Here is a 26,556-nt window from a genome sequence, read left to right on the forward strand (position 1 = left end):
AGTTCAATTTTGGTAGTTTAGCTATGAAATAGACATATTCCGAAAAAAATAAGACTGACATTGTCAGCCTTATTATTGTAAGTTATGTTGCTTATATATTCAAGCGAATTTAGTTTTCTGGAGTTTCTGGAATTTCAACTTCTCCAGCGATAATTTTCTCTTCGTACTCTTTAACTAATTCGTAAGTTTCTTCAGAGATGTTACCTTCAGTGATACCCACACCACCGTCAGCTAAACCATAAGTTGTATTACCAGCCACAAAGCCATCTGTTTGAGTTTTCTCAATAAATAACTTCACTGACTCTCCTACTTGTTTAAGTGTAGAAGTCAATGTTAAATGACGCTCTTCTCCGTCAACTTCAATAACACCTTCAGCTTCTTGATCCATATCTACACCAACCACCCAAATGTTTAATGAAGGGTCGTTCGCTACTAAGTCTTTAGCTTCTGAGAATACACCGTTTCCTGATTCACCAGCAGCTTGGAAGATAATGTCTGCTCCGTTTGAGTATATTGCAGCTGCTAATTGACGTCCGCGTGGAGCATCGGCAAAACTTCCCACATATTCAACTGAAACTTGGATTTCTGGATTAACGGCTTGTGCCCCAGCGATATATCCGGCTTCAAAACGGTCAATTACAACACCTTCTACTCCTCCGATAAATCCGATATGTCCTGTTTCTGAGGTAGCTGCTGCAGCTACACCAGCTAAGAATGCTGCTTCGTGATCTTTAAAGTTTAAAGATGCAACGTTTGGTTGTTCTACAAATGAGTCAACAATTGCGAAATGCTTGTCTGGGAATTGTTGAGCTACATCATTAATTGCAGTTTCTAGTTTGAATCCAATTCCAAATGTAATATCAAAATTAGCTTGTACAGCTGAATTTAAGTTTGTTACATAGTCAGAGTCGCTATTTGATTGTAAGTAATCATATCCACCTACACCACGTTCTTTGCTATTGTCATTGCCCCATGCTTCAATCCCTTCCCAAGCACTTTGGTTAAATGATTTATCATCTACACCACCTTGGTCAGTAATCATGATTACTGAGAAATCTTCTTGTGCAGATACCACTGCTGGTGCAGTAAATCCTGCTAATAATAAAGACGCTGAAGCTAAAGCTAATGATTTTTTCATTTTGTTTTCTTCCTCCAAAAAAATAGTTTTATTGAATCTCTAGAATTCATTACTATCATATTCTAAATAAATGCTTCCCGCAACAAAATGCGCATGTTACCCTTCTTTAAAATCCTAACGTTCGTATTTTTAAATTAGAATCAACCGTTTAAAGCATTAAACAATTTATCTGCTTAACTCATTACAGCCGTAAAAATCTTTTTGGCCAGTGTTGCAATTGAACTATCAGACCAATAATCTGTCAGAACAGTTAATACATAAGGTCGCTTACTGTCTACAATCGCAGTCGAATGATTATAATATGGCCACCAGGCGCCAATTTTTTGGAATACGTTTGCTGAAACAGTATCTAATTTAGTGTGATCATAGTTAGTTTTATCTAAAGCGCTCATCGCATACTGCTGAGGGTGTTCATGAATATAGCGCATAACTTTGTTCACTTCTCGAGGTGTCATTGTCCTTGAGTAACTTGTAGCACCATATACTTCTTGGGTGAAGCGATTAAAATCTGTTTTATCACGATAACCAACATAATGAAGCAACATATTACTAGCTAAATTATCCGAATGGGCAATGGTACGATAAACGATATCTTTTAATGTATAAGATTTATTCTGGTAGTTTTCATACTGAATTGTTCCACTACCACCCCAGGCGTACGATTCTGAATGATTATAGATAGCTGAGTTATATTTCAATGGTGTGTCCCAGGACAAGTTCTCTTTTTCTATCTGGTCTAACGTATAAGCTATCAGAACAACTTTAGGTACTGACGCGCCGTACATCGCTACATCGCCACTTAATGAAGCTGTACGTAAATCGTCTTCCAATAAACTTTCATAAAACACATGAATTGGAGAGTTTTTATACTGATTTAATACTGCTTGAACTGCTTGATGGGTCCCTGTTAAAGAATCGCTGGGAATAGTTGGTTGTTGTTCTGTTTTGTTTGGCTCTGTTACAACTAATCGATCCCCTGAGTAAATATAATTTGAAGTAAGCTTATTCCAAGTCTTCAATTGATTGACAGTTATGCCGTTTTGAGTTGCAATTAACCATAAGTAATCTCCTGATTTTACTGTATAATACTTTACTGAGGTTTTGTCTTTATCTTCAGAACCAGTTTCAGGCTCTTTTTCATTACCTTTGTCTGGTTCAGGTGACTCAGTTTCTGGCTTACCAGTTTCAACTTGTTTAGATGGATCGCTAACTGCCAATCGATCACCTGAATAGATATAATTTGAGCTTAATTTATTCCATTCTTTTAATTGGCTTAATGTGATGCCATGCTGAGTAGCAATTTTCCATAAATAATCTCCTCGTGTGACTGTATAATAAGCAACTGTAGGCTTAGGTTCTGGTTTGGGCTGTGGTTTCGGTTCGGGTTTCGGTTCGGGTTTCGGTTCGGGTTTCGGTTCGGGTTTCGGTTCGGGTTTCGGTTCTATTGGTGTTGGCGTCACGATTTTAGGATTAGATACTAAGAAACGATCCCCTGAGTAAATATAATTAGACGTCAGATTATTCCAACTCTTTAACTGATTGACAGTAATTCCGTGATCTGTGGCAATTTTCCATAAATAATCCCCTGCTCTAACTGTGTAATATTTGCCCGTTTCCGAAACCGGTGTTTTCTCCGCTTCTGTTTCTTCTGGTTTTGGTTGGTTAACCGCGGGACCGGATATTAACAATTGATCTCCTGAGTAAATATAATTCGAAGTTAAATTATTCCATTCTTTTAATTGTTGTACTGTTACACCATAATTTTGACCAATTAAATATAGATACTCCCCTGACTTTACAGTATGAGTCTGAGTTTTAGCCAAAGACATTGTAGTAGCTATAGCTATTGTTGGCTCATTTACAGTCATTCCACTCTCATCCTTAGGCTCATCCAATCGATCCTCATTATCTTTGCTGCTTTCTTCCACTAACTTATCTTGTTCAACTTCTGAATCAATTACCGTTTCCTCTACTGTCTCTTCTTTTTCAAGTGACTGATTTTCTAAAGAGTCTATTATTGGTAACTCTTCACTTTTGATGCTTTGTTCTTTTACAATATTTGATAATTGCGTGTCTGAGCGTTGTGAGGTTTCTGAGTCAACGATCAGCAATTCTGATTCCAGTTCAGTTGGTATATCAACTGAGTGACCAAGCTTTTCTGCACTGACTGTTTGTAGCGATAAGGACATTGCTGCAGTGCTTAGTCCAACGATAACCCATTTGCCTTTTGACTTTCGCATAATCTTCTTCAATAATAAACCCTCCATATAATCTCATTAATAGAAATTGTAACTTACGTGTCAAACCATTACCCTTTAAAGAAGGCGCTCTCATCATAAATCTGTTTTTCAAAACCATAAATATATTCGTCAAAAAGAGCCATGTTTTCACATGACTCTTCCTGCCTTATTCAATTATTCAGCGGGTGCTTCTGGCACTTCAATTTCACCGTTGATAATTTGTTGTCTGTACTCTTCGATAGTTTCTAAATGTTCTTCAGCAATATTACCTTCAGAGATTTCTACACCACCGTCGGCTAAACCGTACACATGATTTCCGCCTTCAAAGTTATCTGCTTGAGCAAGTTCAGTAAATTGTTTGACAGCTTCACCAACACCTTTAAGCGTTGAAGTTAATGTTAAATGACGCTCTTCGCCGTCAATTTCAACGATTCCTTCTGCCTCTTGGTCTAAGTCGACACCGATAACCCAAAGGTTACGTTCTGGATCGTTAGCAACAATGTCTTTTGCTTCTGAGAACAAACCGTTACCAGTAGCTCCTGATGCGTGGAAAATTACGTCCGCACCGTTTGAGTACATAGCAGCTGCAATTTGACGTCCTTTAGGCGCGTCAGCAAAGCTTCCTGCATACTCGATAGAAATTTCAATGTCTGGATCAACTGCTTGAACACCTGCAACGAAACCAGCTTCAAAACGTCCGATTACAACGCCTTCAACTCCTCCAATGAAGCCAACATGGCCAGTTTCTGAAGTTAATGCTGCAGCAACACCTGCTAAGAATGAAGCTTCGTGATCTTTAAACGTTAACGATGCAACGTTTGGTTGGTCAACTACAGAGTCAACGATTGCGAAATGACGATCAGGGAATTGTTGAGCAATGTCATTGATTGCAGTTTCTAATTTGAAACCGATACCAAATGTGATATCAAAATTAGATTGTACAGCTGTATTTAAGTTTGTAACATAGTCAGAATCACTATTTGACTGAATGTACTCAAAACCGTCTATGCCTTGTTCTTTACCTTGCTCTTCTCCCCATGCAGTTAAGCCTTCCCAAGCACTCTGGTTAAATGATTTGTCATCCACGCCACCAATATCTGTAACAATTACTGCAGAAAAATCATCTTGAGCAGCCACCATCGTTGGTGCCGCCACCCCTACCACTGATAAGACTGATGCAGCTAAAGTAATAATTTTTTTCATATAATACCTCCTTGTTATTTGGATACGCTTTCCAACTTCATTATATTAAACTTTTGCAAATATTTCAATATGAAAACAAAAATTATTTTCATACACGTATATTGCTAACCACAAGTATCACACTTCTAGGAACTACTCTCCATTCTGGCTCTATGATGATTCTATCAGATGATTGGTTTGATTTCGCTGGCAACATTAGATTTTAATGTGTTATTTAATGTTGTTTATCATAAAGTTGACATGAAAATATCCTCTATGTAATTAAAATCGTTACATAGAGGAATATTCTTAACAATTACACATCTAATGGTTGATCGCCAATCAGTACTTGACGTGGTTTACTACCATCTTGAGCGCCTACATAGCCAATTGCTTCTAAATCATCAATCAATCTGGCCGCTCGGTTGTATCCGATTCGGAACTTTCGCTGTAAGTGAGAAATACTGACTGTCTCAGCTCCTTTTATGAGTTCTACTGCGTCTTCGAAGTATTCATCTTCTGATAGTTGAGCACTATCCGATGTGTCTTCTTCTAACACCATAATGGTCTCGTCGTATTCTGCATCTTGTTGATCTTTAATAAATTCAGTAATTCTTTCAACTTCGCTATCTGAGATATAGGCGCCTTGCACACGCACTGGTTTATTCTTACCCATTGGTTGGAAAAGCATATCCCCGCGGCCTAATAACTTCTCGGCACCATTACTATCCAGTATAGTTCTCGAATCTGTTCCACTTGATACAGCAAAAGCCAGTCGTGATGGAACATTCGCCTTGATAATCCCTGTTATAACATCAACAGATGGTCTTTGAGTAGCGATGATCATATGTATTCCTGCTGCTCTGGCCATTTGTGCAAGTCGAATAATCGCATTTTCAACTTCGTTACTCGCAACCATCATTAAATCAGCTAACTCGTCAATAAAGACAACAATCTTAGGTAAGCGTTCGTAGCCAGTTCCTTCTTCAGCATTGTATGTATCAATCTGTTCATTATAACTATCAACATTTCGCACACCCGTAGCTGCAAAAAGCTCATAACGTCTTTCCATCTCTTGGACGATATTATTCAATGCTTTAGCTGCCTTACGCGGATTAGTAACGACGGGCGATAATAAATGAGGAATACCATCGTACATTGTGAGTTCTACTTTTTTAGGGTCAATCATTAAAAATTTCACTTCATCTGGTTTAGCTTTCATTAACAATGACACGATGATAACATTCATTCCAACCGATTTACCACTTCCCGTTGCACCAGCCATAAGTAAATGGGGCATTTTGCTTAAATCAGCAAGACAGACTGTTCCAGAAATATCCCGACCTAAAGGAACTTCCAGAATATTCGGACTTTCCAGACCAGCTTCAATGATTTCTGCAAAAGAAACGGGACTTACTTGATTGTTCGGGACTTCAATTCCAATTAAAGACTTGCCTGGAATTGGTGCTTCCATTCGTATGTCTCGTGCCGCCAATGCTAAGGCGATATCATCAGAAAGAGAAACAATTTTACTGACTTTCACACCGATAGCAGGCTCGATTTCGTATTTAGTAACGGAAGGTCCTAAATTCGCTTTAACAACGACGGCTTTAACACCAAAACTTTCAAAAGTCTTCTCAAGTTTATCAATATTAATATTAATTCGTTCATATTCTTCTGATTGATCAACTGGAGCAATTTTATTTAACAATTTCTTGCTTGGAAGTTGATAAGCTTTTGAGCGTTTAGGCTTCTTAACTTCTTGCTTTTGTTTAGAAGCAGCTTCACTTTCAGATAAAACGACGTCTAAATCATCCTGAGTTAAGTCTTGTTTTTTATTTGATCCTTCTTGCCAATGAGCCGCTGCCATATTATTTAATGTTTCTGTTGTTTGACCGGTAGCAGGCATCTCTTCCGGAAGTTCTAGAACTGTTGCGTTTGTTAAACTTTCTTCTGGAGGCGGCGAAGTATTCAATGATTCAGCTTGTACAATTGGTATTTGCCTTTGCTTAGTTTCTTCGCTTGATTCCTGACTTCCTTTAACTCTCGAAGTCATATTAGTCATTTCATCGAAATAATCTAAGTCTAAGACAAGTGTTTTTCTTTCACTGGCTGCAGTACTAGCTAATGTGTCTCTTGCTGTATAGGGTTGCCAGTTCGTCTTTGTTTCTCTTTCAATCGACGGCTGATAGCTAGATTCAAAAGTAGCTGATTTAACTTTCGGATCAGCATAATTCGCTACCTTATTTGGCTTAAATAGTTTCTCAAAGAATGGCGATTTCTGTTCAGTATTTGTCTTTAGCACCTCAATTTCTTCTAACTTATCTTGATTTACCTGTTGAGACGTCACAATTTGAGCTTTCTTTTTCTCAATTGCTGGTACGTAATCTTTATCAGTCACTTCCACACGATTAAATACATGCTTAATTTGCTCAAAGTTAGGGAATAAAGCGTTAAAACTTGCGAATAGGCCGTTCACTAATTGTCGACCGGCTGAAAGTAATTGCTCAATCGAACAATCAACGACCATAAACAAACCAGCAAAAAACAACATAAATACAAGTAAATAAGTTCCCCACTGACCAAATAAATAACCAAAGCCTGCATAGAAGGTAGCACCTAACATACCTCCACCTAAACTTTGGTAATTTTGACTAGTCAGTAACTCATTTCGAAAAATATCGAATGTTAGACTGAAAATAGTATTAGCTGTTGCACCTTCACTAAAAAATGTATTGAAATGCAGTAAAGTAGTAATTGATGCCATAACTAAAACACCACCAATCAGTTGTTTACCTCTAATAATTATGAGTCGCCCTTTGATAATAAGTACAAACGAAAAAATTGTAATCAGCGATAATAATAATGTATAAGCTTCTCCTACAAATAAACGGAATGTATTGGCGAACATTAGTCCAAAAAATCCCCAATTAAAAAGTGCGACCACACTAAAGAAAAAAATGGCTAAACCAAGCAATAGGTACATGGGTTTATAAGCTTGATTATCCTTTTTAGTAGTTGGCTTGCGTTTTTTAACAGTTGTCTTATTTGTTTCGATCTTCTTCGTTGTTTGATTAGTTGCCAACTCTACATCCTCCTAATCCTTATATAATAAATGTTTTTTTTGATATAATAGTAGCATCTAGCATTATAACATTACTTTCTTCATTTTTCGAACCTTGTCTTAAAACTAATGCGTCAAAGCTAAACAAGAAGGGGACTAAATTTATGAAAACATATCAAATCATTGTAAACGGTCGTGTACAAGGTGTTGGTTATCGTGCTCACATCCATAATTTGGCAAGTTCAAAAAAATTAAAGGGTAATGTTAGGAATTTATCTGATGGTTCAGTCAAAATCATTCTCCAAGGAGATGACCTGGATCTAGATACGATGGATAAAATTATTTATAAAAAAGCGCATCCTTTTATGAATGTCACTGAATCTAAAGTGGAAGAAAGGCCTAATACAAAGACTTATAAAGATTTCAAGATTGTATACTAAATAATATTTAGTTAACATGGTTACTTATTTCATAATTCTTATTGAAAAAGCTTCCGTTATTCGCTATAGTATTGAAGTATGAATTTTACAAGGAGTGTGAAAATGAGAAAACTTTCTATAAATAAACAAAAAATCCAAATGATTGGCTTACTTGTATTAGTGGTATTAGTTGCGTCAGGTTGTGTTTCTTATGACACGGCTGGTAATCCTTCTGGCTGGGTTTATGAATACTTAGGACGTCCTGCTTCCTTTTTCTTAGACTGGTTAGCAAATGTATTTGGTGGTAGTTATGGTATTGCGATTATTATCGTAACAATCATTACTCGTTTACTGATGATGCCCTCTTCTATCAATATGACGAAGAATTCAATGATTAGTCAAGCGAAAATGAAAATTGCTCAACCGGAAATCGATGAAATTAAAGCGGAGATTGAAGCAACGAGTGATGCACAAGAACAAACAGCGTTAAATCAAGAATTAATGGCTGTTTACAAAAAGTATGATATTGATATGTTTGGTGGTTTATCCGGATGTTTACCTTTAGTCATCCAAATGCCAATCATCTCTGCCGTTTATGCAGCTATTCGCTCATCACAAGAAATTCGCACCTCTAGTTTCTTAGGTATTAACCTAGGTGAGCAAAGCATTCCATTAGTGGTCATCGTTGTAATTGTAACCGCCCTTCAAGGTTGGGCAATGCAAAAGAACACGCCTCAGACTGATAATCCTCAAGCAAATCAAACGGGACGTACGATGATGTTAATGAATCCATTAATGATCGGGTGGATTTCTTGGATTTCTGCTGCAGGTCTTGGTTTATACTTCTTAGCAGGTGGTATTTTCGCTCTAGTGCAACAACTTTATACTAATAAAATTGTTCGTCCAAAAATCAAAGCGATTGTTGCTGAAGAAGAAGAAAAACTAAAACGTTCACCGCGTAAGCCACGTAAGGCTCGTCCAATACAAACACAAACCAAAAGTGATGGCAAAAGCCAACGCTTAGTACCAACAAAAAATGATCCAACAGTTAACACGGGTAATCGACGGAATGCTGGAAAACAAAAGCGTTAATCATTACAAGATGTTATTAAGTCAAGACCTTTAAAAGTCTTGGCTTTTTATTTTATTCACTTGCTTAAAATTATAATCAAGTTATAATTATCTCATTCGATTTCTAAGGAGATTTCAATATGAGCGAAACAAAAATAGATGAGCACTTGATAAAACTTACTCGCAACTTACGCAAAGAACTTCATTCTATACCTGAATTATCTGGGCAAGAATTTAAAACAAGAGAGCATTTAATTTTATTTTTAAAAAATTATACTTCAGTTGAAATTCATGATTTTGGTACTTGGTTCTACGCAGTCCATCGGGTAGTTAACCCTATAGAAACAGTTGTATTTCGAGCAGATCATGACGCAATATTACATCCCGATGGTCACCCATTTCATGGTTGTGGCCATGACGGACATTCAGCTATACTAGCTGGCTTAGCCTTACTCCTAGAAAATGCAAATCTCTCAAAGACGATTATCTATCTTTTTCAACCGTCTGAAGAAAACGGACTGGGCGCTAAAGAGTGTTTAAGACTTTTTACACTCGAGAACGTTGATCGAATCTATGGGATGCATAATTTCCCTGGCTTCGAACTAGGTCAAATTTTAACGCGTTCAGGTACATTCATGTGCGCTTCAGTAGGAATGTCTATTACATTTACTGGAAGACAGACCCACGCCGCCACTCCCGAACAGGGATTAAACCCTGCATATGCTATTGCTAGACTTATATCATCTCTGGCTCCCTTGTCAGAATTTAAGGGCTATCACCCTATTACTTGGCAGAATATTACTTTTTCGAGTATGGTTTTAGCAACTATTATTAGTACTCAAATTGGTCATACAAATCATTTTGGAATCTCTCCGGACAATGGAAACTTGCAACTTACTCTAAGAGCAGAGAATCATCGAGATCTTCAAACGTTAATTCAAGCAATCGAAGAGCAAGTTAAATCATTAGTGTTAGAGTCAAATTTGACTTTTACAATTGCTTTTATTGATGATTTTGTTGAAACTGCTAATGATGAAGGTAGTGTGAACGATTTTTTAAACCTAATGACCATTGCGGATTTATCTGTCGCTAGACTAGCCGAACCTTTCAGACCATCAGAAGATTTTGGTCATTACTTAATTTCAAAACCAGGTGTTTTTTTTGGAATTGGGGGTGGTGTAACAACTGCACCATTACATGACATTAGCTATGAATTTCCAGATGACATTATACCTTACGCCATGCGTGCTTTTTACTCTTTAGCTTTAAACTAATAAAATGAAAAAAGTTCGTCTACCATTTTAAGGCAGACGAACTTTTTATTCTATTATCTAACGTTATATTAGATATTCTTATGTTCAGCAATTTGTTTTAATTTATAGACTTGACGCGTATCAGTTAAAATTGGAAATTCAATATAGAAAATTGACCCATGATTCAAGACACTTTCTACTCGAATATCGCCTTTATAGCCCTCTACAAGTTGTTTAGCGATACTTAAACCTAAACCATTCCCGCCTTTATTTCTAGAACGTGCTTTATCTACACGATAAAACCGCCCAAACACTCGCTCTTTGTCATCATCAGTCATTCCTTCTCCAAAGTCTTGTACTGCAATTTCAACTTTTGTGAGTGATTGACTGACTGAAACATGAACTTCTTGACGATTACGGCTGTATTTAACCGCATTATCTAAGAGTATAATCAGAACTTGTTCAAAGTGATTACGGAAAATCCTTACATAAAGCTCGTCCCCATCCTTTTCACCGTCTAAATAAAATTGGAAGTCAGGATACAAAATAACAAAATTGTTAAAGACTTGACGTGTTGTAGAATTTACATCTGTAATTTCATCTTTGTAATCAATATCCACATGATCGGCACGTGACAGATCAAGCATTTCTTGAACAAGCCCTTTCATTCTCGTGATCTCTTGTAAGGAAGCAGATATTGATTCTTCTAGAATTTCAGGATCTTCTTTTCCCCAACGATTAAGCATTTTCAAATGTCCCTCAACAATAGCAACAGGTGTTCTTAATTCATGGGAAACATCTTCCACAAATTGTTTTTGATTGCGAACATATAAGTCGATTTTATCGAGTAAACGATTGACATGAATACTCAAGTCGCTCCATTCATCATTACTAGAGGGTTTGCGTACTCTAAGTTCTGACAAGTTCTCTTCTTCTACTAAATCTAAACTATTATTTAAATAAGTTAACGGTCGTAGGAAACGATTAGAAATTAATACGGAAAAAATCATCGCTGTAGCAAGTAAAATTAGTACTACCCAGAGAAAATGTGAATGTTGGACCCTTTCCATCTTACGAATAACTTCAGGCGAAACTAAAAACTGAAGTGTTCCTAACATCTGTTCATTATCTTTAGATAGAATTGGCGTATTACCTACATAGGTTTCTGTGCCTTCAATAATTATTGCCGTTAGTTCTTGAGATGAATCAGTTTTTGGAACAGTTATGCGACGCGTTTCAAAAATCAACTGACTCTCGTTGTTAAAAAGTCTGACTACTATATCTTCGTTTTCAAGATAACTTAAATAGTCGTTAATCATCTCATTACCTGTTAAGCTGTCTTCTTCAAAGTCAGCTTTTTGGAAAGGTTCATCCAAACCAGCTAACATATTTTCAATTATATTAAACCTCTGTTGGCTAAAAGAACGTAAATGATCATAACGACTAGACATCGTTTGTTGATGATAAAGAGTCACGCCTAGCAAGCTTACGCTAAGAAAGCTAATTAATAACAAAATCCCCCATTTCCATTTTAAGGAAAGGGGTTGTTTTGTATCTAAAAGTTGTGGTAATTTCATAGATTACGTTCTCATTACGTAGCCTGTACCACGAACAGTTTGAATGTAACTATCTTGTCCAGCAACATCGATTTTATTACGTAGATAACGAATATACACATCAACTACGTTAGTCTCAACTTCTGATTTATATCCCCATACTTTATCTAGTAATACTTCACGGGACATCACCATATTTAAGTTTTCCATTAAGAATAACAATAACTCATACTCACGTTTCGTTAAGTCAATGACTACGTCATTACGTCTAACGATACGATTTGCTTTCTCGATGACTAAATCACGATATTTAACCGTTGGTTGTTGTTGAGATCTTTGTTCATCTTCCGTTTCAATACGTCTGAATAAAGCGCGTAAACGCGCCAATAATTCTTCAATAGCAAACGGCTTAACAATATAGTCATCTGCTCCCTGGTCTAAACCAGAAACACGATCGATAACAGAATCTCTCGCAGTCATGATGATGATTGGAGTATCTTTAACTGGACGAATTCGACGACAAACTTCTAATCCATTCAACTCTGGTAACATTAAGTCCAGAAGAATAACATCCCAATCTTCGTTCAGCGCAGTTTCAAGACCACTTCGCCCATCCATGCAAATAGCAGTTTCATAACCTTCATGTTGTAATTCTAGGTCTACAAATCGTGCTAAGTTTTTCTCATCTTCAATAATTAATATACGTTGCTTCTCTTTTTCTGTCATAAAAGGAATCTCCTCCTTATTGATATTTTATCTACTTTATTAATTTTACACAATTAGTTAGCATATTGCTATAGATTTATCTTAGTTTTCTAATAATAACCTAATGTATTTCTACTTTTTCACCATTTTAAGCACAAATAACCTCTCACTGCTCGCTAGTGATTAGCTAAACAGTGAGAGGAATGATGAAAAAACTAATCTTCTAATTTTTCCTCTTTGCCTTCATTCCATAAGAAGTGGAATGTACCTGGTTTATCTACACGATTATAAGTATGTGCACCAAATAAATCACGTTGCGCTTGAATCAAGTTTGCAGGTAAAACTGCTGAACGGTAAGAATCGTAATAACTAATAGCACTTGAGAAAGTTGGTACTGGAATTCCAGCTGCAATTGCAGTTGATACCACATGACGAACTGCCTCATGATTATTAGAAACAATGTCTAAGAAATAGTCATCTAACATTAAGTTTTGTAAATTCCCATCTTTGGCATAAGCATCTGTAATTTTTTGTAAGAATTTAGCACGAATAATACAGCCTTCGCGGAAAATACTTGCAATCTCTCCATATGGTAAATTCCAGTTGTATTCTTCACTTGCAGCATTCATTTGAGCAAATCCTTGAGCATAACTCATAATTTTACTAAAATATAGAGCGTTGCGTAAAGAATCTATGAATTCTGATTTTGCAGAATCATCTAAATCTAATTGAGCATCAACATTAGGTATAATCTTACTTGCAGCCACACGTTGATCTTTTTGAGAAGAGATAAAGCGAGCAAAAACTGATTCTGTAATTAACGACAGTGGCTCACCTAAGTCTAAAGCACTTTGAGATGTCCATTTTCCTGTCCCTTTATTACCCGCACGGTCCATAATTACCTCTACCATTGGTTTACCAGTTTCAGGATCGTAAGTTTGTAGAATTTGAGCAGATATTTCCATTAAGAAACTATCTAATTCACCATTGTTCCACTCTTCAAAGATTTTACCTATTTCTTCTGCTGGCAAGCCTAGTCCACGATGCAATAGGTCGTACGACTCAGCAATCAATTGCATGTCACCGTATTCAATTCCATTGTGAACCATTTTTACATAATGACCGGATCCGTTTTCACCGATATACGTCACACACGGTTTGCCATCTTCAGCTTTTGCAGCAATTTTTTCAAAGATCGGTGCTACTAAATCATAAGCTTCTCTTTGACCACCTGGCATAATCGCTGGTCCTAATAAAGCACCTTCTTCTCCACCAGAAACACCTGTACCGATAAAGTTAATACCTGATTCAGCTAAATATTCACTACGACGAATTGTATCTTTATAGTATGTATTTCCACCATCTATCAGAATATCGCCTTTGTCCAAATGTGGTAATAAGTTTTCAATTGTTGCATCTGTACCTGCACCTGCTTGAACCATTAACATGATTTTACGTGGTGTTTCTAAACTCGCTACAAACTCTTCGATCGAATAAGTTGCTTTAAGATTTTTGTCTTGATTTTCACCTAACACTTCAGTAGTTTTTGATCCTGTTCTATTATACAAGGCAACTGAATAGCCACGACTCTCAATATTTAATGCAATATTGCGTCCCATAACAGCCATACCAACTACACCAATTTGTTGTTTACTCATAATTTTCCTCCTCAAACTTTTAACTCAATTCTATTTTAACAAATTTTAATGATAGTTTAAAGTTTCTCTTCCTTTTCCCAATTGAATTGCTTCTTAATTTCCAGTAAACTATAGATATAGTATGTTATTAAAGGAGCTTTCAATGACTCAACAGTTTAATCAATACCCTAAAAAGAAAAAAAGTAAAATGGAAAAGATAATTAAAATTACTGCCATAATTATGGTTGTAGCAATGGTATCTTCTCTTCTAATTAGTTTGGTCATGAGTTTAAACGTCTTTATTTGATTTTTTTAAATTGGCCTAACTTTAAATAACTTTCGTTTATCATTGACGAAGAATTTTAGTGTAACATCAGCTTTTTCGTCAGATGAATCCTACTCATATAGAATCTTATTGACAAGCTTGCCGTTGCAGCATCAATTTTTCAATATGAGTCACGCACTTTAATCATACCTCACGGATTAAAGTGTGTGTTTATTATAGAAAGATACATAAAAAAACTGTCTCCTTAATTCATTAAGAAGACAGTTTTTTTATTTTATTTAATATTAGACTTGATTTTACCCGTCCAGTTCGAAAAACCACCTTTAAGGATATGAATCTCTTGATAGCCGTTTTTACGTAGGATGTTTGCTGCACGCGATGTGTAGTTTAATGAATCATCGTACAAATAAATCTTTTGATCACGACGAATTTCATTAAAACGAGCTTTAAATTGAGATATGGGGATATTACGTGCACCCAACACATGATTCGCATCGAACTCTGCTGGTTCACGAACATCGATAACTTGGACTCTACGAATATTCTCATTCATTTCGACCGAGTCTACCATCGTTGCTGAAAGTTTACGCATTACCCATAACCATAAATAATAGATACCGTAAAGTGCAGCAATAAATAACAGTGTAAATAAAATCATTTCAACTAACGTCATAGCAACTAACCCTTACCCTTCTTTTGTCTGTAAACGAACTAATTGAGCCGCTCCCATAATTCCAGCATCATTACCTAATTGAGCTAAAACTAACGTCTCTTTGTTACGAATTTGCGGGAAACAATACTCAATAAATTGTTCGTTTACTTTATCAAGTAGAAATTCACCGGCTTGAGCAACACCACCAGCTAAAACAATCTTCGATGGATTTAAACTGTTCGCTAAATGTGAACAGGCTAATCCTAAGTAATGAGCAAAGCGATCCACTACTTGTAGGCCAAAATAATCGCCTTCTTTAGCTGCATCAAAAATATCTTTCGATGTTACTTCCGATCCATCATCAATACGTGCTTTTACAATAGAGTCTCCAACGTACTCTAAAGCGAAATGACGAGCTAGGTGCATAATACCTGTTGCTGATGCAACGGTTTCTAAACACCCTTTTTTCCCACAAGTACAATCAAATTGTCCTTGTGTATCAATTGTTAAATGGCCAATCTCACCAGCAGTTCCTGTCGCACCACGAACTAGCTGACCATTGACAACCACTCCTCCACCAACACCGGTTCCTAAAGTAACTGTCACACAGTCTAAAGCTCCTTCGCCTGCGCCTTTCCATTGTTCTCCTAATGCTGCGATATTCGCATCATTTTCAATGTAGAACGGAATATCGAAAGCTTTCTCAAACGCTTTACCTATCTCTTGCAAAGTACTCCAGTTTAGATTGTATGCGCCAATAACTGTTTTAGTATCAGCATCTACTTTACCAGGTGACCCCATGCCGATTCCAAGGAAATCTGCAGCAGACATCTTGTAAAGTTCAATTCTTTCTTCCAAAGATTCTATCAGGTTTGGCACAATATGTATCCCATCTTCAAGAATATTTGTACTTACAGTCCATTTTTCTAAGATTTCTCCTTTTAATGATATAATCGCCATTTTTGCTGACGTTCCACCTAAATCAATTCCGATTATTTTATCTTTCATTAATAATTGCTCCTTTAAGAATATTGATGAATACCATACATGATTAATAATACAGTCAAAATGACTCCGATTACAAGTGCTAAAAGACGTTCTTTTTTGGATGTTTCGTTTTTTATTGCTAAACCAACAACCAAAGTGGCAATTGCGCCATAAATGGCCCCACCGAAATGGCCCCAATTATCTATACCAGGCATTATCAAGCCATTAAAAACGTTCAACACAATTAAAATAGTGTAAGTAGATGCTCTTTGCTTTAAAGCATGGACTCGAGGATACATCTTCGATAAAACGATAATTGAAGCAAACATGCCAAATAATGCAGTGCTCGCTCCAGCAGACACACTATCACTAAAGGCAAAAGAAAAAACATTTCCTCCGATAGCCGCGATGAAATAAACCAACGTAAAGCGCCAATGTCCCATTATTCTTTCCAATTCTTGCCCAAGAAAATAAAGTGTAATACCATTCATAATTAAGTGTTGGATACCAATGTGAAGAAAGGCTGCACTCAGCAAGCGCCACCATTGTTGTTCAGCGATAATTAAAGGACTAAACTTTGCTCCCATTAATAGCAAAACGTAGGTGTTTTCTGTCGTACCGAAACGCCAAAGCGTGATTAAATAAACAATTATGTTTAAACTTAAAAATAAATAGGTCATAAAAGGTCCATCTGAGTGAAAGACTCTCTTCTGGTTAAACAGTCGATAGTTTTTTTGCATTAAACCCCTCTTTTCTGCTCATTTATTTAATAATGAATCTTTAACTGACATATCACTGTAAATGCTCGCCTAATAACTATACATTCAACTTTTTTTGAAAATAAGTTTTGATTTTAGTCTGTTACTTGAATATTTTACCATTAAGATACTGTCTTGTCATGATTTTAGGGTTAATGAGTATTTTATTAATAAGCAGAGCGGTTATATAAACATTTAGACAAAAACAGTTAGCAACGTTGTGGCTGCTAACTGTTTTATATCATACAAATATGAATTATTTCTTAACTTCACGGTGAAGTGTTGCTTTACGCTCACGTGGACAATATTTTTTAGATTCTAAACGATCAGGGCTATTACGTTTACTTTTGCTAGTTAAGTAGTTACGTTCGCCACATTCTGTACATTCTAGGTTGATGTTTACGCGCATTGATATCCCTCCAAACATTATTAGTATTTGTAATATTATTGATTTCTTCAAACAATACTAAAGCATTATATCATTAATCTTTGAGTTTGGCTATGTTTTTTTTGAAAACCACTTGATTTTCAAAAGAAACGATAGCTGTAAACATTTAGTATTTTTTTCGAATATCATTTTACATCGTACTCAAGTTTTAGTTGAATAACAAGTCATTTTTTCAACAAATTTAACTTATAATTTTAGTTTATCTACTTTAGGCGATTTTTATATTAGGAATCTAAGGATAGAATATGATATAATGATTAAGCATTTTAGAAGATAGCATATAAAATTAACTAGACTGTAATGAGCAAATAGTTGAAACTTTTATTGCGTCTGATAAAATTAAAGAATGAACAGGTAAATTAAATAGATGAGGTGAAACCATGGATATATGGATTTTAGTAATTGCCCTACTAGTCATTGCTATTATTTTATTTGTAATTTCAATGTCTGGTAAAGACTCTAGTAATGTTGAGGAACAACTAAGCGAGTACACAGTACAACAATCTCAAGAGTTGTATACGATTAAAAGTCGTCTATCTGAGTTAGAACGCGAGCAACGTCAACCGTCGCTAAGCCCTACTGATGACTATGACCATACAACTGAAGATGCAACTGATTTTGCTGAAGGTGATGAAACTTACCCTGAAGCCGTCTCTGATATGACTCGCGAAGAAGTCATTCGTTTATACTCTCAAGGATACACAATGCATGAAATCGCGCATGAAGTTAAACTTAATCCACAAGTTGTTCAACATGTGATTGATGATTATATCGAAAATCGTTAAGAAAGGATCGAGCTTATGAATAAAAGTAGTTTACGTTCGCTAGCACTTGGATTCTTAGCTTCCGGTATTATTACAGGAGCCTATGCGATTTTCTTTCAAGGACATGTACCTGTACAAGGTATCACTGTTCCTACTGTCTTAACTTCTAATTCTGTTGCTCATGAAGAAGAGTTGGCAAAGTATCGTGAAGAAATGAGTTCTCTTATTACTGAACGCGATGCTTTAGAAGAAGATCTAGGCACTAAAGACGAAGAAATCGCATCTTTAACTCAAAAAAATACTGGTCTAGAAAGTCAAGTTGCTGAATTGCAATTAGAAAACCGCTCAGTTGCTGGTGAGGATACTGATAGTGAAGATGAAACAACAGAAGCCAATTCTGAAGAAACATCCGAAGATGAATCAGAAAATACAGCTGCTGAGGGCAGTTTCGTTATCGCTCAAGGTGAAACGTCTGTTGACATCGCAAGCAACCTAGAAGCAGCTGGTTTTGTTGAATCAGCCTCTGAATTCCAAGCTTTACTTGATGAATGGGGATTAAGTTCCATCATCCAAGCTGGTACTTATGAATTAACCGCCGACATGTCAATCCATGACATTGCCAATGAATTAACTCATGGTGCTTATTATTACTATTAACACTCTACCACTCCTTCTGGAGTGGTTTTTTCTTATGGTAAATGATTAATACTATGCAATATTATCAATCATTCACTCGTATTGCTCCCTCTTACACTTCATAAACGAATAAATCCATGGCATAAGATCGGCTAATTCTTTAGCGTTCCCTAATTTACTATTGAATACCACTTTTTCCCTTTGCTTGAATAATTTTAACAATGTACTTTTAAAGCGGCCGAGATAACAGACGAATGTCTTTTACAATATTGAGTATACACCCAAGCTTGCCCTTTCCTCTCCTATACTTTCTTTGTGAAAATCAAAAACCCTTGAAACAATTTTCACTGTCTCAAGGGTTATAAGTAAATTATTCTGAAGGTGGAACGAAGGTCTTCATGTAGTTTTCGATGATTTCACGTGTTTCTTCTTTCTGCATAAAATACGCATTCATCACTTCATGAGCAACTTTTGTACTTTCGCGTCCCCATGCTTCTTCTTCTAGATAAGGGACCACTACAGTAATCGCAATTTCCGGATTATCAAATGGTGCATAACCAGCATATGTTGCATTGGTTACAGGCTCATTAGCCGCATGTTGAATCGGTCCAGAATAAAAGGCCTCTGTTGTTCCTGTTTTTGAACCAACTTCAATTGGATAATTTTGGAAATAGTATCGAGCTGTACCATCTGAAGTATGCGACACTTGTCTCATACCTTCTTGAATTCTTTTCATTGCATTGGGATCAATATCGATTACATTCATAACTTTCGGTTTAATCGTTGTCTTAACAGCTCCTAATTCACCGTCATAATCAGTACCTCTTATCTCTTTTACGATACGCGGAGAGTAACGAGTACCACCGTTAGCAATTGTCGCTGCGTATTGAGCCATTTGTAATGGTGTATATAAGTCAAACTGTCCATAGGACAAATCTAAAGCACTCACTAATTGATCACTAGATGGCGTATAACCAGATGATTCATTCGGTAAATCTATTCCTGTTTGTGTTCCTAAACCAAATTCTGAAAAATAATCTCTTAAAATATTTATCGTATTATAATCAATATTCAAACGACCATCTTCTTGATAATCTGTTTGTCCACCAATTCTCATCGCTAATTTAATCATATAAATGTTTGATGACATTTGTAAAGCTTGGATATCATCTATTGGCATTGAACCAGTACGGTTAAATACAGATGATTTCTCTTGAGATGCTTGGAATTTTAATGGTTCATCGACAATGACATTATCATCGAGATTGATTACACCTTCCATATATCCCATAGCAACCATGGCTGGCTTAATACTAGACCCCATACCATAACTTGTATTAATCGCTCCTAAAGCATCATCAACAATGACATCATAATTATACGAATCCGTCGCTGCATCATATTCAAATCGTTTACCTGCAATTCCTAATATGTCGCCAGTTGATGGTTCTTGAGCAACGATATAAATACGGTCATTCAATCCTCGGTTAGTCATATTCTGGAGTGCATTTTCAGCAATCTCATCAAGTTTAGCTTGAAACTCAGTATCAATTGTTAAAATTAAGTTATCTCCTTTGGCCCCTTCAAATAGAAGCTCATTCTCAAGGATATCATCGGCTGAGTCTGTTACAATATTATAAATTGATTTTGACCCACGTAACGCATCTTCGTATTGTTGTTCCAAATAACTGATGCCCACTCGGTCATTCATCGCATAGCCTCGACTCAATAACAAATCGGCACTTTCACTTGGTAGCCCTCTTTGTTCAGTTGAGACATGTCCAAGAATCGACCGCAACATTTCTCCTTGCGGATAGACTCTTTGCCAGTCTGTTCCGATTTCAATTCCCGGTAAACTACCTAACTGTTCACTTACTCGAGCCACTTCTGCTTCAGTTACGTTTTTATTCTTCACTGTTACAGTAGATAATTCGAAAGCACTGTTCATTTTTTTGAATAGTGCGATAATTTTCAACTCACCTTGAGAGAAATTTAAATCTTCAGTAGTGACTGTGGCTAATTGAGCTTCATATGCCTCAGAACCACTTAATAAGCGTTGTTCGGCTGTTAAGCGACTATTCACTTCATTTAAGTTGACGACAATGAAATAATCCTTCTTATCCCGTTCTGTCAAATCTTGGACCGGAATATCTATAAGTGATGCTAGTTCGCGCGCTACATCAACAATATCAATCGGAGCTACTCGAGAAGCTCGATCACGCGTATATAAAATTGCAAGTTCTGGCTGATTTCCAACCAACACTCTTCCTTGACTATCATAAATTACACCACGTGGAACAGAGCCAGTCGATAAAGTCGATTCTGTTCGTTGAACCATGTTAGTAATTGTTTCCCCTTGATATAATTGCAAATAACCTAGACGCACAAACAAAGCCGTAAATGCTAAAAAGGTTATAAAAAATAGCAAATTCAATCGTCGTGGGATATGTGAACGATTTTTTTTGTTTTTAATTTTATATTTCGCCATATATACACTCGATTCTATAGTTTTATTACAGTTACGTTAGCTATTATATCAAATAAGTCGCCATCGACCAAACTCTTTTACAAACTTAACGAAATATTCATGATTTATTCGTTAAAAATACTTAGTGCTTTAGGATGAAGATTTAAGAATGTTTTGCTATGATATTCTATGAGTTCTAAAAATACACTTTTTTCTCAATTGATGACGATTCAAAAACCCTACATATTTAGTAATTTTACTTGAAAGTGTATATAGAAAAGGAGTTTTAAACTAATGTGGTCAAAAAGCAAACCTTATTTATTAAATTTAGCCCTATCCAGTAGTATATTTATTGCCATCGCCCTAATTATAGGCTTTATTCCTTTTGGTGAAGACACTATGTTAACGATTGATTTAGGGCAACAATATATCGATTTTTATAGTCTATTTCGTGACACAGTCTTTAATGATACAAGTCAATTGTTTTATAGTTTTGAAAAAGCAATTGGTGGTGAAATGATTGGGCTTTGGGCTTACTATTTACTCAGTCCCTTTAACATCATCTTCCTATTTTTTGCTGAGGCTGATTTGGCCCTGGCAGTCACTTTAATTACTTATCTGAAATTGATGGCGGCTAGCACAACATTTATGTTCTTAGTCCGACGCAAGTATCAACTAGAAACCATCCCAGCTATACTCTTTAGCCAAACATATGCTTTTATGAGTTATTCTATGGTTTACCTATTAAATATCATGTGGTTAGATGGTTTAGTTCTACTTCCTCTGATTGCCCTTGGTTTAGATCATATACTAAACAGAAAGAATAATAAGTTATACATCTTCAGTCTAGCTTTGTTGTTAATGGCTAATTATTATATTGGCTATATGGTTTGTTTATTTTTAGCATTCTATTCTCTTTATTCAATTATCGAAAACCAACAAAAATTTAACCTTAAAGGACTAATGATTGATTATTTTAGTTTTATCAAGCACTCCATTATTGCTGTACTAATCGCTGGTATCATTCTACTTCCGACTTTTTATTCATTAACACAAAATAAAGGCAGTTACATGAGTTTTGAGTTTAGCTGGGATACTGTGCATACACTCAAAGATGTTACTTCTAAATTTTTTATTGGTAGTTTTATTTTTGATGAAATGTCATCTGGTTCACCAAATCTTTACGCTGGCATGATTGTCTTACTACTAGTATTTCTTTATTGGTTTAATAGGAAAATTAAACTTTCAGAAAAAATAGTAAGCCTAGGGATATTCTCAATGTTTTTCGCATCCTTTCATTATGAAATCATTGATAAAATTTGGCATGGTGGCCAATTTCCAATTTGGTACCATTTTCGATTTTCATTTGTCGCTAGCTTCTTTTTAATTATGCTGGCCGTAAAAGCATTTAAAGCTCAGCCGAAATATTACCCTACTTATCACCTTGTACTGGCAACCTTAGTGATTGTTGCTTTCAGTATGTACTATTATGTTTACAATGAATATGATTTTCTGAATTCAATTAACATATTTGTTACACTTATTGTTTTCTTAGGCTTACTTATTGTCCTACAACTAGACTTTTTAGATAATAACTTCCGTTATATCTTATTATTGGCTATTGTTACTGTTGAATTAACAGCTAACGCGAGTTTAATTCTATCTGATTTAAATTATGTCGCTGAGTCAAAATTTAAAGACTATGTCGCAACATTAGATGAAGCCGTCACTGACATCCGACAGGATCAATCTGATTTTTATCGTATTAATAAAACCTATCAACGCACTAAAGACGAAGCGATGTTTACTCATTACAACGGCTTAGATCATTTCGGATCGACGATTGAAGCTCATGTACCCGAATTATTCGGTTATCTAGGTTTACCAGATGGTAATGGTTTTGTCACTTATACTAATGGAACGTTATTTACTGATGACTTCTTTAATGTCCGTTATCATTTAGAACCAACTGAACAGTCGTCTGATCATACGCTCGAACATGAGTATGTTCTTTATCCGAGAGCAACAGATTTAGATAACCAAGCTTACTCAATCATACAAGAAGCAGACCGATACCTGATTCGAGAAAACGAGGAGCGCCTGGCTTTAGCAATCGAAGTTTCAGATGAAATCGCTGATGGCTCACATTCTTTCATTCAACACCAACCAATTTATAATCAAGAACTGTTATTAGATTTAATTGATTTTCAAGGTTCTGGTGAACCTTACTTTACAGAACATGCAATGGATGAAGCGTCTTACCACAATATAGAAGTATCGAATGTCGGTGACGGTGATTACTATACATATAATAAGATAGTCACCGAATCGGATGATGAAGCCTATTTTGAAATAAATTTCGCAACAGAAAGCGAAAATCCTTACTATTTCACTCTGCCAAGTCAGTATGATGATGAAACTGTTGCTTTATCCTTGAATGGTCAACAGTATCGTTTTTATACTCCTTACCGTCGACGTCAAGTGACCAATGCCAGTTATCTGACTATTAGGCCTGACCAAATTTTTAAAGTTAAGATGCTAGAAGACAGCCTAAGCGCCAATTTAATCTCTTTATATGAGTTTGACCAAGCACGATTTGACGAGATGATAGCAACTAAGCAAGAGGGACAGTTTAAAATTTCACATTTCAAACAGAATTACATCGAAGGTCATGTCACGATTCAACAAGATCAAGGTTACTTGTTATTCACCATTCCTTTTGATACACAATGGAAAATTACTATAGATGGACAAAGTGTTGAACCTGAAGCCGTTTTAAATGAGACACTTATGGCAATTCCGATCACATCTGGTAATCACGAGATCACCTTACATTATTTACCACGTTCTATATGGTTCGGAATTTCAGCCTCTCTGCTTGGTTTAGGCTTATTGGTAATTAATGACCGTTGGGTATCTGATTTTTCGAAGAAAAGAGTTTGAAATTTTACTCAAACTTCGCTATGATGGTTAAATTAGGTATGTACTAACATACAAAGTAAAGGAAGTTGAAATTGAAATATACTCTTAAAATTCTTAAATTAGGCTTGAAAAATCCTCGTTTTTATATTGAGGCTTTTAATTTGAAGTGGCGTTATCTATTTATTATCAGTTTTATGGCTATGGTGGCTCTAGCTGCAAATATAGCCACTCAAGCTTTACCTTTTGTTAATTCTGTTTCTAACGATGTGACTGCTTCAATAGAATATATTCCTGAATTTTATTTTGCCGAAGGTAATTTACAACTGGCTGAAGGCGAAAAACCTCTTTACTATCAATCAAATACCTTCCAATTAATCGTTGATGATACGTTAAAGAGTCGAGGAATTCAGAACTTTATTCCAATTGCAAATGATAAAGTTGATTCAATCTCAACCAACACACTATTCAACTTATTGATTTTGCAAGATCAATCAATTGCAGTAATAATGGGGAATATGTATAGAATTCCTGAATCATCACAATTGTTCAGTAATCATACTGCATTAAATCGTCTATTGCTGTCGATTGACAGCCAGAAACCCATGATGTTAATCAGCATTTTCTTGACAGCTTTAGTCTTTGGCTTTTTCATCTACTGGTTACAAATGCTATTGATTGCTTCGGTAGCTGGCTGGTTTAATACTCGCTTAACGCAAGTGATTCCATATAAACTGCGACTCAAACTTAGTATAATGGCATCTTTCATTCCATTAGTCTTATTACAAATAATGGATGCCTTTCTGCCTTTCTTTAGAGCAAATTATATTCTGTTACTGTTCATTACGCTCTATATTATTTATTTAGCATTTAAGAACCATACTGAATTTGTTCAAGAGCTAATGAAAAAAATTAATAAAAATGAATTAGATAAAAGAGAAGAAGAATCCCAACGTTAAACGTTAGGATTCTTCTTTTTGTTGATTTCAATTATTATTATTTTCGTTTGTTACTGCTTCTTTCAGTTCGTCTTTGTTGACGGCCTGTTTTTTTAGCTTCATTGCGTCGATGCTGTTTGATTTCATTGTCTAATTTACGTTTATAACCTGGTTTAACTTTACGTTTTTTGTTTCGCATAATCATCCCCTTAACAACTGGATCATCTGAGTCTCGTTTTGAATCTTCACGTTCACGACGTGCATGACGGGATTTAACTTCTTTCAGTTCACCTTTAACAATTTCTACTGGTGTAAATTCAATGCCTTTTTTTTCTAATTCAGCAATTGAACGATCATCATCAGGTGTAACAAAAGTATAAGCAGTCCCTGCTAATTGGTTACGTCCTGTACGACCTACACGATGCACGAAAAATTCCAATTCTTTAGGTACCTCAGTGTTAATTACCATTGAAATTCCAGGTATATCAATACCACGAGCTGCTAAATCAGATGCAACCACGTATTGATACTCTAAGTCTCTAATCTGGCGCATCAAACGTTTTCTTTCTCTAGGCTGAACACCACCATGAATCGTTGCAACTTTCATCCCTTGATCTTTTAAGTATTCACTTACTTGATCAGCATATTGACGAGTGTTACAGAAAATTAAAGCTAAGTAAGGATGTCCCATTGTTAGAAGCTGGTGAACTAATTCTTCACGTTTACGTCCATGCGTATTAATTAAATAGTTATCAATTTTTTCTGCTAAGACTGTTTTAGGTTCAATTGTAATCACTTTTGGTGCGACCATATATTTATTTAAGAATACTTCTAATTGTTGTGGAATAGTCGCTGAGAAGACCATCATTTGTAAGTTTTCTGGCATACGTGATGCGATTTCATCAACTGTTTGTAAAAAACCTAAGTCCATTGTCATATCAGCTTCATCAACAATAAATGTTTGAGCTGTTTGTACCCATAAAGCATTTTCTGACATTAAATCAAAAATACGCCCTGGTGTACCAATAACGATTTGTGGTTGTCCAACATTTTTAATACGATCCAATTGTTTCGTCTTATCAGTACCACCGATGTAATTTACAATTGAAATTTCTTCTTCTGAAAAATCTGCAATTTGTTTAGCAAAATCAAATAATTGAGTAGCTAACTCACGACTTGGTGCGGTAATAACAACTTGAACTTCCTTTTTACTTATGTCTAGTTTGTTAAGTAGTGGGATTAAGAAACTATGCGTTTTCCCAGAACCAGTTTGCGATTGAACAATTAAATTGTCGCCTGCTAGAGCTGGCGGAATCACTTCGTTTTGAACGGGTGTTAATGTCTCGAAACCTATCTCTGCAATGGCCTTTTGAATAAAAGGCTTTAATGTTAATTCTTTATATAATGTCATGTTTTTCTCCTAAATTTCGGCATAT

At 35.8% G+C, this 26,556-nt stretch carries 21 protein-coding genes; 8 read left to right on the top strand and 13 right to left on the bottom strand.

Annotated features, from left to right (window positions below; all coding sequences use genetic code 11):
- Positions 1 to 109 precede the first annotated feature (109 nt).
- From ACTQ45_RS03590 to ACTQ45_RS03605, 4 genes are all read right to left on the bottom strand, one after another.
- Positions 110 to 1,138 carry a BMP family lipoprotein gene (locus ACTQ45_RS03590; protein ID WP_441762973.1) on the bottom strand — a complete coding sequence of 343 codons (1,029 nt, stop codon included), beginning with the start codon at positions 1,136 to 1,138 and terminating at the stop codon, positions 110 to 112.
- Between the two features lie 173 nt (positions 1,139 to 1,311).
- On the bottom strand, positions 1,312 to 3,390 hold the full coding sequence (locus ACTQ45_RS03595) for a LysM peptidoglycan-binding domain-containing protein (RefSeq protein ID WP_441750593.1): 2,079 nt from the start codon (positions 3,388 to 3,390) through the stop codon (positions 1,312 to 1,314).
- A 162-nt stretch (positions 3,391 to 3,552) separates the two neighbouring features.
- A complete protein-coding gene (locus tag ACTQ45_RS03600; RefSeq protein WP_441750594.1) occupies positions 3,553 to 4,581 on the bottom strand; it encodes a BMP family lipoprotein in 1,029 nt (342 codons plus the stop codon).
- A gap of 295 nt (positions 4,582 to 4,876) precedes the next feature.
- Positions 4,877 to 7,645, bottom strand: coding sequence for a DNA translocase FtsK (locus tag ACTQ45_RS03605; protein WP_441750595.1), 2,769 nt, complete (start codon positions 7,643 to 7,645; stop codon positions 4,877 to 4,879).
- Positions 7,646 to 7,788: 143 nt separating this feature from the next.
- On the opposite strand from ACTQ45_RS03605, the gene ACTQ45_RS03610 reads away from it, so the two are divergent.
- The 3 genes from ACTQ45_RS03610 (at position 7,789) to ACTQ45_RS03620 (ending at position 10,388) form a co-directional block, all read left to right on the top strand.
- A complete protein-coding gene (locus ACTQ45_RS03610; RefSeq protein ID WP_441750596.1) occupies positions 7,789 to 8,064 on the top strand; it encodes an acylphosphatase in 276 nt (91 codons plus the stop codon).
- A 102-nt stretch (positions 8,065 to 8,166) separates the two neighbouring features.
- Positions 8,167 to 9,135, top strand: coding sequence for a membrane protein insertase YidC (gene yidC / locus ACTQ45_RS03615; protein WP_441750597.1), 969 nt, complete (start codon positions 8,167 to 8,169; stop codon positions 9,133 to 9,135).
- A 119-nt stretch (positions 9,136 to 9,254) separates the two neighbouring features.
- A complete protein-coding gene (locus tag ACTQ45_RS03620; protein WP_441750598.1) occupies positions 9,255 to 10,388 on the top strand; it encodes a M20 metallopeptidase family protein in 1,134 nt (377 codons plus the stop codon).
- A 68-nt stretch (positions 10,389 to 10,456) separates the two neighbouring features.
- Here the strand turns inward: ACTQ45_RS03620 and ACTQ45_RS03625 are convergent, their stop codons facing one another.
- From ACTQ45_RS03625 to gndA, 3 genes are all read right to left on the bottom strand, one after another.
- Positions 10,457 to 11,944 carry a sensor histidine kinase gene (locus ACTQ45_RS03625; protein WP_441750599.1) on the bottom strand — a complete coding sequence of 496 codons (1,488 nt, stop codon included), beginning with the start codon at positions 11,942 to 11,944 and terminating at the stop codon, positions 10,457 to 10,459.
- Between the two features lie 3 nt (positions 11,945 to 11,947).
- Positions 11,948 to 12,649, bottom strand: coding sequence for a response regulator transcription factor (locus ACTQ45_RS03630; RefSeq protein WP_441750600.1), 702 nt, complete (start codon positions 12,647 to 12,649; stop codon positions 11,948 to 11,950).
- A gap of 194 nt (positions 12,650 to 12,843) precedes the next feature.
- Positions 12,844 to 14,286: an NADP-dependent phosphogluconate dehydrogenase gene (gene gndA, locus ACTQ45_RS03635; RefSeq protein ID WP_441750601.1), complete on the bottom strand. Its 1,443-nt coding sequence runs from the start codon at positions 14,284 to 14,286 to the stop codon at positions 12,844 to 12,846.
- A 142-nt stretch (positions 14,287 to 14,428) separates the two neighbouring features.
- On the opposite strand from gndA, the gene ACTQ45_RS03640 reads away from it, so the two are divergent.
- Entirely contained in the window at positions 14,429 to 14,572 is a 144-nt protein-coding gene (locus ACTQ45_RS03640; protein ID WP_441750602.1) for a DUF4044 domain-containing protein, read from the top strand.
- A 253-nt stretch (positions 14,573 to 14,825) separates the two neighbouring features.
- On the opposite strand, the gene ACTQ45_RS03645 is transcribed toward ACTQ45_RS03640, so the two are convergent.
- The 4 genes from ACTQ45_RS03645 to rpmG form a co-directional block, all read right to left on the bottom strand.
- Entirely contained in the window at positions 14,826 to 15,224 is a 399-nt protein-coding gene (locus ACTQ45_RS03645; protein WP_441750603.1) for a rhodanese-like domain-containing protein, read from the bottom strand.
- Positions 15,225 to 15,236: 12 nt separating this feature from the next.
- Positions 15,237 to 16,211 (bottom strand): ROK family glucokinase, encoded by a 975-nt coding sequence (locus ACTQ45_RS03650; RefSeq protein ID WP_441750604.1) that lies wholly within the window; start codon positions 16,209 to 16,211, stop codon positions 15,237 to 15,239.
- 14 nt (positions 16,212 to 16,225) lie between these two features.
- Entirely contained in the window at positions 16,226 to 16,930 is a 705-nt protein-coding gene (locus ACTQ45_RS03655) for a rhomboid family intramembrane serine protease (protein WP_441750605.1), read from the bottom strand.
- A gap of 274 nt (positions 16,931 to 17,204) precedes the next feature.
- Entirely contained in the window at positions 17,205 to 17,357 is a 153-nt protein-coding gene (gene rpmG, locus ACTQ45_RS03660; protein ID WP_441750606.1) for a 50S ribosomal protein L33, read from the bottom strand.
- Positions 17,358 to 17,776: 419 nt separating this feature from the next.
- Between rpmG and ACTQ45_RS03665 the strand changes: the two genes are divergently transcribed.
- Both ACTQ45_RS03665 and ACTQ45_RS03670 read left to right on the top strand, forming a co-directional pair.
- Positions 17,777 to 18,181, top strand: coding sequence for a hypothetical protein (locus ACTQ45_RS03665; protein ID WP_441750607.1), 405 nt, complete (start codon positions 17,777 to 17,779; stop codon positions 18,179 to 18,181).
- 15 nt (positions 18,182 to 18,196) lie between these two features.
- Entirely contained in the window at positions 18,197 to 18,817 is a 621-nt protein-coding gene (locus ACTQ45_RS03670; protein WP_441750608.1) for an endolytic transglycosylase MltG, read from the top strand.
- A 349-nt stretch (positions 18,818 to 19,166) separates the two neighbouring features.
- Here the strand turns inward: ACTQ45_RS03670 and ACTQ45_RS03675 are convergent, their stop codons facing one another.
- Complete coding sequence (locus tag ACTQ45_RS03675) at positions 19,167 to 21,284, bottom strand: peptidoglycan D,D-transpeptidase FtsI family protein (protein WP_441750609.1); 2,118 nt, start codon at positions 21,282 to 21,284, stop codon at positions 19,167 to 19,169.
- 273 nt (positions 21,285 to 21,557) lie between these two features.
- Here ACTQ45_RS03675 and ACTQ45_RS03680 point away from each other — a divergent pair, with 273 nt between their 5' ends.
- Both ACTQ45_RS03680 and ACTQ45_RS03685 read left to right on the top strand, forming a co-directional pair.
- On the top strand, positions 21,558 to 24,206 hold the full coding sequence (locus ACTQ45_RS03680; protein WP_441750610.1) for a YfhO family protein: 2,649 nt from the start codon (positions 21,558 to 21,560) through the stop codon (positions 24,204 to 24,206).
- A gap of 71 nt (positions 24,207 to 24,277) precedes the next feature.
- Positions 24,278 to 25,141, top strand: a complete 864-nt coding sequence (locus tag ACTQ45_RS03685) for a DUF1189 family protein (RefSeq protein WP_441750611.1) — start codon at positions 24,278 to 24,280, stop codon at positions 25,139 to 25,141.
- Between the two features lie 37 nt (positions 25,142 to 25,178).
- Here ACTQ45_RS03685 and ACTQ45_RS03690 read toward each other — a convergent pair whose 3' ends face one another.
- Positions 25,179 to 26,531, bottom strand: a complete 1,353-nt coding sequence (locus tag ACTQ45_RS03690) for a DEAD/DEAH box helicase (RefSeq protein WP_441750612.1) — start codon at positions 26,529 to 26,531, stop codon at positions 25,179 to 25,181.
- Positions 26,532 to 26,556 lie beyond the last annotated feature (25 nt).

Origin of the sequence: Fundicoccus sp. Sow4_D5 (assembly GCF_052116365.1) — a bacterium.
Taxonomy (GTDB): Bacteria; Bacillota; Bacilli; order Lactobacillales; family Aerococcaceae; genus Fundicoccus.